Genomic DNA, 13,170 nt, shown 5'->3' on the forward strand with positions numbered 1-13,170 from the left:
AGAAAATATAAATATAGTTTAGAACAGTAAGATTAGAAATAATAATGAACAGACGTTAAAACGATAGCCCTTTCATAATAATTATTGGCATAACTATTAAGTGCGTTATCAAGTGCTTCTTTAGGAAATAGCTCATCCATACTATTACTCCTTGATAGTCATATATAAACTTATACTAAATAAAGGGGCTGTTAGGAATCATCAATTACGCATCACTATTCGCACACTTCAAGCCCAAACACAAGAACTGCGCAATAAACAATTACAACTAAAAGTAACATCATAGAAACTAGCAGTCACATGAATCAGACCGTAATAAAAAACATTCATTACCAGTCGTCACCACCAACAATAATGATATAAAGTAACTCCCCATAGACCAACAGCATGACAGGAATCGTAACTGAGTATATATAGCCTGAAAGTAACAAAACAAATGCGGTACTAAATGCCACAAGCCTAGTGATACCTAGATTAAACAACTCATACTCATTAGCGCGGGTAAATATTAATTTAAAAAAATCACTTCCAAATGCTAACGCAATGAACATGTAGAGCACTACAAACCCTAATACAACGCCTAAAACACATATTTTATTTCTGTGACCTGGATAAATTAAAAAGTCTTTGTCTAGTATAACAAAATCAAAAACTAAACAATAAACTAATAAAAGAAAGAAAATAAGTTGAACCTTTGCAAAACTGTACCTTTCCATAATACTCCTTTTTTATGAATTAACGGCATCAACATCTGGTATATATTTTACTCTAGCTCGTTCCTTATACTCTTGATGAGAGGGTTAAGCATGCGCCTCCCTCTGCAATAAAATATACTTGGCTAAATTTGGTTAAAAATCGATTTAGTTAAGCTTCCGTCACATACCTAACCTTAAAATAAAGCTTAGATAACGTATTTACATGACCTCATGCTTTATTTTATAAAAGTAGAAATAACAGCCTAAGTCAACGACATGCTAATTAAAGTAAGAACCTTTAATTTCAGTCAATCCAGTATTAACATCATTAACACGTCATCACCTGCTTTAATAACCGCATTTAGGCATAATAAACAAAGACTTGGAACAACACAAAGGCTGCACTCCTAATAAATAAAGCAAACAATTTAATAAGGTAAAAACTAGCTATTATTGTAGTTAGCCATTGAAAGTGAAAAAGCCTGGATCATCTGCAGGCCTTTTGTTCGGGAAATTAAATCACTTAAGAGCAATTCATTTATACGCCGTTAAGATGCTTAGTATCTGCTGAAATCTCGTTATATTCATCGCCCACCAGCAAGTAGCGCGCGATAGTTTGAATATCATCTCTTGTTATCAAATTGGTGCTATTTTTAACCACATCAGCCATCCCAACTAAACCAGAGCCCTTGCTGAGTGTCGGGAGTGCAGAAAGCCAGTAAGCATTCCCTTATCTTCTTGTTCATCTTATTGAAGCTAGTCGGCATTGCTCTATTTGCGACAAAACAAGTTAGCCAGTTACACTTATTTAAAGGCTTTCACCTAGCGTTAATCCATAGCGACTTGCAAGCACTAAAGCCAATATTAACAATAATTAAGGGTCCATTTTTTGTGAACTAAATCAAAAATAGCAGCCAAAACTTGTGGGATATTTATTCAAACGTATCAGCTTGTATCGAATATTTATTGAGGTCTTCTATGGATTTTATAAGACATGTTCCCGCACTATTCTCTATGATTATGGGGATCGCCATTGTCGAGTGTGCCGTTATCGTTTTGGGGCTCTGTATGGATCGACTGAATGATTTATTCGGTAACAAGTGATCGGGCAGCTATCACATCTAGACTGACAATAAAAAGGCCTGCAATGCAGGCCTTTTTATTGTTTTATCTTCAAATCTGTTAAGCGCTTACTTTTCTTTCAATATCACTTCGAAACAGCTTCGAATGATCTCCAGTCCCCTGTCGACCTGTTCATCAGGTGCGGTAAGTGGCACTAATATACGCAATACGTTACCGTAGGTACCACATGACAACAGAATAAGCCCCCTATCTCGCGCCTCTTTAAGCATTTGCGCGCACAGCTCAGGCGCAGGCTTACCATCCTGCATCAGCTCGACCGCTATCATGGCACCAAGGCCGCGCACATCAACAATCTGCTCATGCTTGGCCGCCATCGCCTGCAGCGACTCCTTAAGCATAGTGCCAAGTGCATTCGCTCGCTGTAATAGCTTTTCTTCTTCGAAGACTTCAATCACAGCCAGTGCCGCAGCACAAGCTAGTGGGCTACCACCATAGGTACCTCCTAAGCCACCAGCACCGATAGCGTCCATCACCTCGGCGCGTCCAGTTATACCCGAAAGCGGAAAACCGCCTGCGATAGATTTGGCAAAGGTGGTGATATCTGCGGCGACGCCCATCTGCTCCATGGCAAAGAAGGTACCTGTACGTCCAGCGCCTGTTTGCACTTCATCGGCAATCAACATAATGCCATGCTTATCGCATAACAAACGTAAACGCTGCATAAACTCTGGCGAGGTATGGTAAAAGCCCCCTTCACCTTGTACGGGCTCGATAATGATTGCTGCAATATCATCGGGCTCGGCGTCATTTTTAAAAATACGCTCTATCGATGCCATTGCATCGTCATCACTTATACCATGCAGCGCACAGGGGAATTCGGCTCTAAATACGTTGGCCGACATCAAGCCCATGCCTTTACTGTAAGGAGCAACCTTGCCTGTCAGTGCTAAAGCAGCCATGGTGCGGCCATGATAGCCAGAGGTAAAAGCGATAACGCCGCTGCGTTTAGTGTAAGCTCGCGCCACTTTAACGGCATTTTCAACCGCCTCTGAACCACTGGTAAACAATGCAGTTTTCTTGGCGAAGTCACCCGGTACTAGGTGATTTAGCTTCTCACATACTTGAATATAATTCTCATAACCCAGCACCATAAAGCAGGTGTGTGAAAACAGCTCGAGTTGCTCCGCCACCGCCGCTTTGACTTTATCGTGCAGGTGGCCTGTATTTAACACCGCAATACCACCGGCAAAGTCGATAAATTCACGCCCCTCCACATCCCAAACAGTGGCATTATCGGCACGCTGAGTATAGATAGGATGAATTTGGCCAACACCGTTGGCAACGGCAGCCTGACGGCGCACCATAAGTGACTCATTAGTCGTCATAATCATTTCCTTTTAACTGACATACTGATGAACTTAATCTTCAAGTATTAAACTGGCATACAGATCCACTTCATATCCAAGTATTAGACGGACATACAGATGTACTTCATCTCCAAGTACTCTTCGATACCAAACTTAGAACCTTCACGACCCAGCCCCGATGATTTGATACCGCCAAATGGCGCTACTTCAGTCGAGATAAGACCTGTGTTAACCCCAACCATGCCATATTCCAGTGCTTCAGAGACTTTCCACACCAGTGAGATATCACGACCATAGAAATAGGCGGCTAAACCAAATTCGGTGTCATTGGCCTGCTCAATCACATCATCGACATCGGAGAACTTAAATAGCGGTGCTAAGGGGCCAAAAGTTTCCTCTTTGGCGACTAACATGCTTTTGTCGACCTGGGTGATAATCGTTGGCTCGAAGAAGTTGCCTCCTAAGCTTGCAAGCTTGCCACCTGTAAGCAAATTCGCACCTTTCGATAAGGCATCATCAAGATGACGCTGTACTTTGGCAACGGCGTCCGCATTGATAAGTGGCCCAGTAGTAACGCCCTCCTCGGTACCTACACCGACCTTGAGCTTAGCAACCGCAGCAGCCAGTTTTTCGGCAAACTCATCGTACACGCCGTCTTGCACATAGATACGGTTGGCGCAGACGCAGGTCTGTCCGGCATTACGGTATTTAGCAATCATCGCGCCCTCTACAGCAGCATCGATATCGGCATCGTTAAACACGATAAAGGGGGCGTTACCACCTAGCTCTAGTGACATCTTCTTAAGGGTAGGCGCACACTGCTCCATTAGCTTAATGCCTACAGGCGTTGAACCGGTGAAGGACAGTTTGCGAACCACAGGATTGGCACAAAGCTCATTACCAATGGCTATCGCATCCCCCGTGACCACACTAAACACACCAGCTGGAATGCCTGCACGCTCGGCAAGCTCAGCCAGAGCCAGTGCTGTAAAGGGAGTCTGCGGTGCGGGCTTGACCACCATGGTACAACCCGCCGCCAAAGCAGGAGCAGCTTTACGCGTAATCATAGCCGCGGGAAAGTTCCAAGGGGTAATCGCCGCAGTGACCCCTACACTCTGCTTAATAACCATCAGACGCTTATCGCCCTGATGGCCAGGAATGGTATCGCCATAGACTCGTTTAGCTTCCTCGGCAAACCATTCGATAAACGACGCCGCATAGGCCACTTCACCCTTTGCTTCTGCTAATGGTTTGCCCTGCTCAGTGGTCATCATCAGCGCGAGATCGTCTTGATGTTCAAGCAGTAATTCAAACCAGCGATTCAGCTTGGCGCCACGTTCTTTCGCCGTTAATGCACGCCAGGCAGGGAGTGCCTTCTCGGCTGCGGTGATCGCGGCTTTGGTTTCTATTGTGCCCATTACAGGTACACTGCCAATCACTTCATGGGTTGCAGGGTCAGCAATTTCAACCTTTTCACCACTAATGGCTTCAAGCCACTGACCATCTACATAGCATTGCTGGCGTAGTAAGCTCATATCATTTAACTGCACGGGTTACTCCTTAATTTGCTTTGGCGCTTTTTAGCCGACAGACTAATTGGCTTCGACTTCCTAAAGTCGAGTTGAGTTCATCATTAGCGATATAAATTTACACCCCTAACTTGTCGCGCATGGTGTAGTACCAAGCACCAATGGCGCTAAAGGGCACCTTGAACATGTGCCCGCCAGGGAACGGATAGTGTGGCAAACCAGCAAACGCATCAAATCGCGTTGCCTGACCGTTTATCGCCTCGGCTAAGATCTTACCTGCCAGATGAGTATAGGTAACACCATGTCCACTACAGCCTTGTGAATAGTAAACATTACTACCAATACGGCCTACCTGAGGCAAACGAGATAAAGTCAGCAAAAAATTACCCGTCCAGGTGTAATCAATCTTGACATCTTTAAGCTGGGGGAAGGTCTTAAGCATCTTGGGGCCGATGATCGACTTAATATCAGCAGGATCCCTTGCGCCATAAACCACGCCGCCACCATAAATAAGGCGGTTATCACCGGATAAACGGAAGTAATCGAGTAAGTAGTTACAATCTTCAACACAGTAATTTTGTGGCAATAGGCTTTTAGCCAGCTCTTCACCTAAAGGTTCTGTAGTGATCACCTGAGTCCCGCATGGCATGGACTTGGCTTGTAGCTTAGGCATCAAGTCGCCAAGGTAAGCATTACCCGCAACCACAACAAACTTAGATTTAACGCTACCATGGCTGGTATGTACTACTGGGTTTTCGCCCTCTTCGACCTTAATCACCGCCGAGCCTTCAAATATCTGTCCGCCCAATGACTCGACAGCCTGCGCCTCACCTAATGCCAAATTAAGTGGGTGAATATGGCCGCCGCTGGTATCGAGCAAACCACCAACATAAGACTCAGTATCGACTACCTTACGAATCTCATGTTTGTCGAGCAGTTCAAGGTGGTTCATATGACCATGCTTTTCCCACAGCGCTTTTTGCGCTTGTAAGTGCCCCATCTGCTTATCGTTTAACGCTGCAAATACGCCACCATCTCGCAGATCACAATCGATATTGTACTTATTAATCCGCTCTTTAATGATGCGCGCACCTTCGAAGGCCATCTCACCGAACAGCTTACCCTCCTCGGTGCCAACGGTTTTTTCAATCGAGTCGATATCACGGCTAAAGCTGTTAACTATCTGACCCCCATTGCGCCCCGATGCGCCCCAGCCGATGCGAGCCGCTTCAAGCACTGTGACTTTATAGCCCATCTCAAGTAGGTGTAATGCCGTCGATAAGCCAGTATACCCAGCACCGATAATACACACATCTGTCTCGATATTGTCTTGCAACATTGGTCGTTCGGTCTTGTCGTTGGCCGATGCCGCATAATATGAATCTGCATGGGGGGGAGTAATCATGGTTTCCGCCTGTCTCTCATTGATTATTATTGACATAACTTCTGTCCTCTTGTTCTTCTCCCTTAAACTGCTTACTTTCCGACCGTCTTAACAACCGATTTAGGGTTCACTCTCCTTTGAACAGTGAACCACTAACAGCTAGACCTTCAGCAGATAAAGGATATAGATATAACTTGCGGGGATAGTGGCAAAATGCAGCCTCTATCCCCAAGTGACGCTGATAAGGTTACGCTGAGCTAGAACGCTGCTTAATATCCGCACGACGTGCGAAGTACCAAGAGATAAATGCGATAAGCGACACGATAAGAATGATCAAGGTCGCCAATGCATTAATCTTAGGCGATACCCCCATGCGCACCGAGGAGAACACCACCATAGGCAAGGTCGTTGCCCCCGGCCCCGATGCAAAGCTGGCAATCACTAAATCATCGAGAGATAAGCTAAATGACAGTAACCAGCCTGCGACCAGCGCAGGTGAAATCATCGGCACGGTAATAGCGAAGAAGGTTTTAAATGGCGTAGCCCCTAGGTCTTGTGCTGCCTCTTCTACCGAGCGGTCAATCTCCCGCAAACGAGAGGAGACCACCACGGCGACATAAGCCGCACAAAACGTAGAGTGAGCAATCCAAACTGTCAACATGCCCCGTTCTGCAGGCCAGCCGAATAAGTCAGCCATATGCACAAACAGTAGCAACAGAGAAAGACCGGTAATCACCTCAGGCATCACCAGAGGGGCAGTGATCATGTTCGACAAGGTTAACTTGCCCCAACCTCGGGCAAATCGTGTCATCACAAAGGCCGCCATTGTGCCTATGATCACCGCCATGGTGGAGGCATAAAAGGCTACCTGTAAACTGGTCCAAACCGCATCGAGGATCTGCTGATCGCGAAACAGCTCACCGTACCATTTAGTCGAAAATCCAGCCCAGACAGTAACTAGCTTAGACTCGTTAAATGAGTAGATCACCAAGATGAACATCGGCACATACAGGAAGAACATCCCAGCCCAAAGCATAATGGTAGAGAAATTTAATTTCTTCATGCTGTCTTCTCCATCTCTTTAGCCTGATAGCGGTGGAACAGGGTTATCGGGATGATCAGCAGCCCTAACATCACAATTGCAAGTGCAGACGCCACCGGCCAATCACGATTATTGAAGAACTCCTGCCATAGCACTTTACCAATCATCAGTGAATCTGGACCACCGAGTAACTCAGGGATCACAAACTCACCCACCACAGGAATAAACACCAGCATTGAGCCAGCTATTACTCCACCTTTTGATAGCGGTAGCGTGACTTTCCAGAAAGTGTTTAAACTGCGAGAGCCTAAATCCGCCGCGGCTTCTAGCAAGCTGCCATCTAGCTGAGACAAGTTGGCGTACAAGGGCAAAATCATAAACGGTAAATAGCTATAGATAATACCGATATAGACGGCTGTATTGGTGTTTAAGATCTGCAGCGGCTCTGAAATAATGCCGCTCCACATCAGCAGGTTATTGATCACACCATTGTTACTCAATATGCCCATCCAAGCGTAAACTCGAATAAGAAATGAGGTCCATGAGGGCAGCATCACCAACAGGATTAACATGGTTTGATTGCGCTTAGGTGCCCGAGCAATGGCGTAGGCCATGGGGTAACCAATCAACAAGCAGCCTATGGTTGAGATCGTCGCCATCTTTAGCGAGCCAAGGTAGGCATTGTAGTACAAGGAGTCATCGAGAATGAGCAGGTAATTGCCCAAGTTCAACATTATCTGCAGCGACTCTTCAGCATACTGAAACAGCGGCTCATAAGGCGGTATCGAGATGATAGGGGTTGAGAAACTGATCTTTAGGACAATAGCGAAAGGTAGTGCGAAGAACATCAGTAACCAAAAGTACGGGACTCCTATGGTCCAGCATTGGCCTTTGGGTAATCGAAATTTTAACGGCTTTTTCATAATCGTATCCTTATGATCTAAGGACCACTCCGCTGGTGGCCTCCCAGCTAATGAAAACCGCTTCTTCCCATGTTGGAGGGTCTGCGCGACGTTCACGATTAGTCATGATAGTTTGAATAAGCTGTTTATTAGGTAGACGAATGTAATACACTGAAATACCGCCAAGATATGCGATATCCTCTACTACACCACTAGACCAGTTATACTCGCCTTGTGGCTGCTCTCGGGTAATACGTGTCTTCTCTGGACGTACCGCTACCCATACGCACTTATCATCGACACTGGTAGACACACCATGATCGATAAACAGTTTCTGGCTTAGACCTTGAGTCTCAATAATAACGTGGTCGGCCTTATCTTCGACAATCTCACCTTCGAACAGGTTTACGCTACCAATAAACTCAGCCACCATTCGACTACTGGGGCTTTCGTAGATATCTGTTGGCGAGCCCGTCTGTGCAATCCAGCCCTCATTCATGATTGATATGCGCCCAGCCATGGTCATAGCTTCTTCTTGATCATGGGTCACCATCACGCAAGTCACACCGACCGCCTCTAAGATATCCACCACCTCAAGTTGCATCTGAGTACGCAGTTTCTTATCCAATGCCCCCATCGGCTCATCGAGGAGTAATAGCTTAGGACGCTTAGCAAGCGAACGGGCTAAAGCAACACGTTGACGCTGACCGCCAGATAGCTGGTTTGGCTTACGTTTCGCATAGCTTTCCATATGCACAAGTTTCAACATCTCTTGCACACGGGATTCAATTTCAGCTTTAGGTAACTTGTCCTGCTTTAGGCCAAAGGCAATATTTTGGGCCACAGTCATATGAGGAAACAGCGCATAAGACTGAAACATCATATTGATAGGACGTTCATGGGGCGGCATATCGGTAATGTCTTCACCATCAAGAAAGATACGCCCCTCAGATGGTTTCTCAAAGCCTGCCAGCATACGTAACAGCGTAGACTTCCCCGAGCCTGAGCCGCCTAGTAATGCAAAAATTTCCCCTTTTTTGATATTGAGCGTGACATCATCTACTGCACGCACTTCATCGAATAGTTTACTCACTCCGTCTATCTGAAGTAGCACTTCGCCCTGCGTCTTTTTAATCGAGTTATTGGTGACGTCTAAGGTACTAGCCATATTACTTCTCCAACTAAGGGCAATCATCACTGCCCCTTGTTCCAATTCATTTATTACTTACTGTGTCAAAAATAGCTGTTGATCAAAAAGGGCAAGGCTACGCCTTGCCCTTACTTGCTTAATAGCCTGATTTCACTTTAGTCCAAACGCGTGTTAATGAACGCTGTGCTTTCATTGGACGTACATCGCCAACATATAAGCGGTCTAGCACTTCTTTAGTTGGATAAATAGACGTGTTAGTACGTACGTCTTCATCCACTAATGGCAGCGCAGGTACGTTCGGATTAGCGTAAGCCACATAGTTAGTGATAGGTGCAATCACCTCTGGGCGAAGCAGGTAGTTGATAAAGGTGTGAGCATTTTTAACGTTAGCGGCATCCGCTGGGATCGCTAACATATCAAACCAAAGGTTTGAGCCCTCTTTAGGGATTGAATACTCGATGGTATTACCATTTTCCGCTTCATCAGCGCGATCTGCAGCCTGGAAAATATCGCCTGAATAACCAAATGCCACACAGATATCACCATTTGCTAAATCAGTGATATAACGCGATGAGTGAAAATAAGTGACGTGAGGACGTACTTTCGCAAGTACTTCACCGGCCTTCTTAAAGTCATCGGCTTTCGTGCTGTTTGGATCTAGCCCTAGGTAGATGAGCGCCATTGGCACCATCTCATCGGCACTATCAAGCATAGATAGACCACACTGAGACACCTTCTCGGCATACTTAGGGTTAAAGATAAGCTCTAACGAATCAACAGGTGCATCTTCACCCAATACTGCTTTAACTTTTTCGACGTTATAACCGATACCGTTTGTGCCCCAAAGGTAAGGGACTGAGTACTGATTACCAGGATCAGCTGACTCAAGCTGGGTCATCAACTCAGGACTTAAGTTCTTATGATTTGATAGTTGATTTGAATCTAGCTTTTGGAAAGCACCCGCCTTAATCTGCTTAGCCAAGAAACTATTCGATGGTACGACGATATCATAGCCAGAGCGGCCAGAAAGTAGCTTAGCCTCAACGACTTCATTGCTGTCAAACACATCGTAGATAACACGGATGCCAGTCTCTTTCTGGAAGTTTTCTAAGGTATCTTCTGCAATATAATCTGACCAGTTATAGACGCGAACGACTTCTTCAGCGTATACCGTAGTCGAAGCCATTACACTTGCGGTGACGAGGGCAAGTGTGGTCGCTTTTTTTAATAGTTTCATGCTATCTCCTATTTAGCGTAGCAGCAGGAAATCCGCCTCTGCTGTCCATTCATTGTGTTATTGTTAGTTCTTATTGTTCACCAATGCTACACCCGAAAAACCGCATCGGCAGTGTGGTACTGCTTTACAGCTTTCATATAGATAACACTCTTAAAAATGCTATCTGTATGAATAACTCCCTTTACATATTGCAATCTTCTAAAGTCACGGCGATGCATCCCCAAAATCCATCGCCGTGATATTTTCTATACCGTCAGTAGCAGGAACTCACGCTCCCATGAGCTGATCACCCTGCGGTAATTCTCAAGATCTGCTTGTTTAACAGCGATGTAACCGTTAGTGAAGATATCGCCTAAGTACTCACGACAAGCGGAGCTTTCAGCCATAATCGCGAGAGCCTCTTCTAGGGTTAATGGCAGCGCTGCACCACCACGGGTTTCATTCGCACGACCTTGTACCGGTGTTGATGGCTTAATATCGTCTACCATGCCCATGTAACCACATAACAGACTCGCAGCTATCGACAGGTAACTGTTGGCATCTGCACCAGCAATACGGTTTTCAATACGTAAGTTTTGTGGCGACGACTCTGGGATACGTAAGCCGCAGGTACGGTTCTCTTCACCCCACTCAAGGTTTACAGGGGCTGAAGCGCCCGGTAGGAAACGGCGGAACGAGTTAACGTTTGGCGCAAACAATGGCAATAATTCTGGGATAAACTTTTGCAGGCCGCCTATATAGCTATAAAACAGTGGGCTCTTAGTACCGTCATCATTTGAGAAGATATTCTTGCCGGACTTTACATCGACAATACTCTGATGTAGGTGCATTGCACTGCCCGGCTCATTAGTGACAGGCTTGGCCATGAAAGTCGCACAGACATTGTGCTTAAGAGCTGCTTCACGCAAGGTACGCTTAAATACAAACACCTGATCGGCTAGAGAGAGTGCATCACCATGGGAGAAGTTTATCTCCATTTGCGCCGTGCCCTCTTCGTGGATCAAGGTATCAATATCTAACCCTTGCTCTTCACACCAGTCATACATATCTTCGAACAGTGGATCATACTCATTTGCCGCGTCGATAGAGAAAGACTGACGTCCAGACTCTTGACGACCAGAACGACCTACTGGTGGCGTAAGAGGATGATCGGGATGTTCATTGATGCGGGTTAGGTAGAACTCCATCTCCGGCGCAACCACAGGCTTCCAACCTTTATCTTCATAGAGTCTAAGCACTTTCTTAAGTAGGTTACGTGGAGACAATTCAATAGGGTTTCCCATCTTGTCATAAGTATCATGGATCACCTGAGCAGTGGCTTCTATGGTCCATGGCAGCTTAAAAACTGCATCTTCATCAGGCACACAAACAAAGTCGATATCCGCTTCATCGAGAAGTGCATCATAAGACTCGTCATCAACATAATCGCCCGTTACGGTTTGCAGTAACACGCTCTCTGGTAGGCGCATGCCCTTTTCATCGATAAACTTATCAACTGGAGCGATCTTGCCTCGGGCTATCCCCGTCATATCACAGACAACACACTCTACTTCGGTAATTTTTTGTTCTTTTAAATAGCTGACTAATTTTTTCATGTTTATTTCACTCTGCTTGCTGCACGGCGTTGGCATGCTTTATTAAAGGCTTCAAAAATCGCGGTATAGAAAGGACTGTCGAGAACTTTCCACTCCGGATGCCACTGCACACCAAGTGCAAATTCCTTTGCGTCTTTGACAGAAAACGCTTCTATCAAACCATCTGTTGCATATGCTTCAGGCCGCAACCCAACCCCTAGGCGATCGACACCTTGGGTATGGACAGAGTTCACCTCTGCAGAGCTGCGGCCCCAGGCCTCATGAAGCAATCCTCCAGGCTCTATTTGAACCTCATGAGATATACCGTATTGCACCTCTACGGGTTTGGTCTTATCTTCTCGGTGTTCAATAAAGCCACCGACCTCATGAAGCTCCTGATGTAAGCTGCCCCCAAAAACAACATTCATCTCTTGAAATCCACGACAGATAGCGAGCACAGGGATCCCTGCTTCGATTGCCGCCTTCAGTAGAGGCAAAGTCGTAGCGTCTCGCTTAGGATCATGATGCGTCCCCTCTGCGCTAGCAGGGCCGCCAAAATGATGGGGTTCAATATTTGAGGGAGAACCTGTAAACAAGATCCCGTCCAGACGAGGCAGAATAACTTCTGCAGGACAATGCCCTAATGCTGGGATGACTAATGGCCAAGACTGGGTAGCATCCGCTATCGACAATAGGTACTTCTCACCTACGATATTAAAGGGATGTAAGCCTAGCTGCTGATTGCATGCAGTCACACCCACGACTGCAAGTCCTACTTCCGACATAAAACACCTTCAATCCTTGTCTTCGTAATTTTTAGAATTATTTTGAGTAGTTTTTATCTTGATTTACGAAATTTTTAATAATGAACAGTAATTATCCAAATGTTCATTTTTTCACACACTACACTGAAATAATAACGGAGGCAAGGAAAGAGGTGATAGGATTGTTAAAAAATACAGAAAAACACGTCAAACATATATTTTTCAACAACTTAACCGAGAGCAGTTTTGTAACAACTAATACTAAAATTCATATAAATAAGTTTTTTATGCGTTATTTTGCATAATGTTTGAGCTTGACAGCGATGACGCTCACACATAGCGAATGCTTTATATTATTTACATAAAAGCATAAAAACAACATCAGGCAGAACAGCCTAGCGGGTAATATTATACAAAAGGAAAAAAGCAGAATAATGATACAA

At 45.3% G+C, this 13,170-nt stretch carries 12 protein-coding genes; 1 reads left to right on the plus strand and 11 read right to left on the minus strand.

Annotation, left to right across the window (positions count from 1 at the left end):
* Positions 1-329: 329 nt before the first annotated feature.
* Positions 330-716, minus strand: a complete 387-nt coding sequence (locus K5Q92_RS22260) for a hypothetical protein (protein ID WP_220771041.1) — start codon at positions 714-716, stop codon at positions 330-332.
* 517 nt (positions 717-1,233) lie between these two features.
* Entirely contained in the window at positions 1,234-1,356 is a 123-nt protein-coding gene (locus K5Q92_RS24320; RefSeq protein ID WP_259649668.1) for a hypothetical protein, read from the minus strand.
* Positions 1,357-1,673: 317 nt separating this feature from the next.
* Here K5Q92_RS24320 and K5Q92_RS24325 point away from each other — a divergent pair, with 317 nt between their 5' ends.
* Positions 1,674-1,799: a hypothetical protein gene (locus K5Q92_RS24325; RefSeq protein ID WP_259649669.1), complete on the plus strand. Its 126-nt coding sequence runs from the start codon at positions 1,674-1,676 to the stop codon at positions 1,797-1,799.
* Between the two features lie 86 nt (positions 1,800-1,885).
* On the opposite strand, the gene gabT is transcribed toward K5Q92_RS24325, so the two are convergent.
* The 9 genes from gabT to K5Q92_RS22305 all read right to left on the minus strand — a co-directional run bounded on the left by gabT (position 1,886) and on the right by K5Q92_RS22305 (position 12,748).
* Positions 1,886-3,166 carry a 4-aminobutyrate--2-oxoglutarate transaminase gene (gene gabT / locus K5Q92_RS22265; protein WP_220771049.1) on the minus strand — a complete coding sequence of 427 codons (1,281 nt, stop codon included), beginning with the start codon at positions 3,164-3,166 and terminating at the stop codon, positions 1,886-1,888.
* A gap of 80 nt (positions 3,167-3,246) precedes the next feature.
* Positions 3,247-4,695, minus strand: coding sequence for an NADP-dependent succinate-semialdehyde dehydrogenase (gabD, locus tag K5Q92_RS22270; protein WP_220771042.1), 1,449 nt, complete (start codon positions 4,693-4,695; stop codon positions 3,247-3,249).
* A gap of 97 nt (positions 4,696-4,792) precedes the next feature.
* Positions 4,793-6,079 carry an FAD-binding oxidoreductase gene (locus tag K5Q92_RS22275; RefSeq protein ID WP_220771050.1) on the minus strand — a complete coding sequence of 429 codons (1,287 nt, stop codon included), beginning with the start codon at positions 6,077-6,079 and terminating at the stop codon, positions 4,793-4,795.
* A gap of 226 nt (positions 6,080-6,305) precedes the next feature.
* Positions 6,306-7,121, minus strand: coding sequence for an ABC transporter permease subunit (locus K5Q92_RS22280; RefSeq protein ID WP_220771043.1), 816 nt, complete (start codon positions 7,119-7,121; stop codon positions 6,306-6,308).
* On the minus strand, positions 7,118-8,023 hold the full coding sequence (locus K5Q92_RS22285) for an ABC transporter permease subunit (protein ID WP_220771044.1): 906 nt from the start codon (positions 8,021-8,023) through the stop codon (positions 7,118-7,120). The genes K5Q92_RS22280 and K5Q92_RS22285 overlap by 4 nt, the downstream gene beginning before the upstream one ends.
* A gap of 10 nt (positions 8,024-8,033) precedes the next feature.
* Positions 8,034-9,170, minus strand: coding sequence for a polyamine ABC transporter ATP-binding protein (potA, locus tag K5Q92_RS22290; protein WP_220771045.1), 1,137 nt, complete (start codon positions 9,168-9,170; stop codon positions 8,034-8,036).
* Between the two features lie 118 nt (positions 9,171-9,288).
* Positions 9,289-10,389, minus strand: coding sequence for a polyamine ABC transporter substrate-binding protein (locus K5Q92_RS22295; RefSeq protein ID WP_220771046.1), 1,101 nt, complete (start codon positions 10,387-10,389; stop codon positions 9,289-9,291).
* A 245-nt stretch (positions 10,390-10,634) separates the two neighbouring features.
* Positions 10,635-11,984 (minus strand): glutamine synthetase family protein, encoded by a 1,350-nt coding sequence (locus K5Q92_RS22300; RefSeq protein ID WP_220771047.1) that lies wholly within the window; start codon positions 11,982-11,984, stop codon positions 10,635-10,637.
* A gap of 2 nt (positions 11,985-11,986) precedes the next feature.
* A complete protein-coding gene (locus K5Q92_RS22305) occupies positions 11,987-12,748 on the minus strand; it encodes a gamma-glutamyl-gamma-aminobutyrate hydrolase family protein (RefSeq protein ID WP_220771048.1) in 762 nt (253 codons plus the stop codon).
* Positions 12,749-13,170: the final 422 nt, after the last annotated feature.

Source organism: Shewanella sp. MBTL60-007 (assembly GCF_019654915.1).
Taxonomy (GTDB): domain Bacteria; phylum Pseudomonadota; class Gammaproteobacteria; order Enterobacterales; family Shewanellaceae; genus Shewanella.